The 602-nt window shown below is 69.1% G+C and carries 1 protein-coding gene; it reads right to left on the bottom strand.

All coding sequences use genetic code 11. From position 1 onward, the window contains the following. The coding region (locus tag BSE24067_RS32195) for a thiolase family protein (RefSeq protein WP_302479014.1) at positions 1-602 on the bottom strand (602 nt) is incomplete at both ends.

Raw genomic sequence — 602 nt, 5'->3', positions numbered from 1 at the left:
AGCGCCGCCGCCTTCTGCGCCGACATCACCAGCACCGCCGCCGCGCCGTCGTTCAGCCCCGACGCGTTCGCCGCCGTCACCGAGCCGTCCTTCGCGAACGCCGGCTTCAGCCCCGCGAGCGACTCCGCCGTCACGCCGTGGCGCACGAACTCGTCGGTCGCGAACTGCAGCGGCTCGCCCTTGCGCTGCGGAATCGACACCGGCACGATCTCGTCGTTGAAACGGCCCGCCTTCTGCGCGGCTTCCGCCTTGTTCTGCGACAGCGCCGCGAACGCGTCCTGCTCTTCGCGCGTGATCCCGTATTCCTTCGCGACGTTCTCCGCGGTGATGCCCATGTGGTACTGGTTGTACACGTCCCACAGCCCGTCGACGATCATCGAGTCGACCAGCTTCGCGTCGCCCATCCGGAAACCGTCGCGCGAGCCCGGCAGCACGTGCGGCGCCGCGCTCATGTTTTCCTGGCCGCCGGCGATCACGATGTCCGCGTCGCCCGCGATGATCGCGTTCGCCGCCAGCATCACGGCCTTCAGGCCCGAGCCGCACACCTTGTTGATCGTCATGCCCGGCACCGCGTTCGGCAGGCCGGCCTTGATCAGCGACTG

Origin of the sequence: Burkholderia latens (assembly GCF_902499045.1) — a bacterium.
GTDB lineage: Bacteria > Pseudomonadota > Gammaproteobacteria > Burkholderiales > Burkholderiaceae > Burkholderia > Burkholderia latens.
Note: the sequence above shows the minus strand (reverse complement) of the source record. Positions and strands in the feature narration are given on the sequence as shown.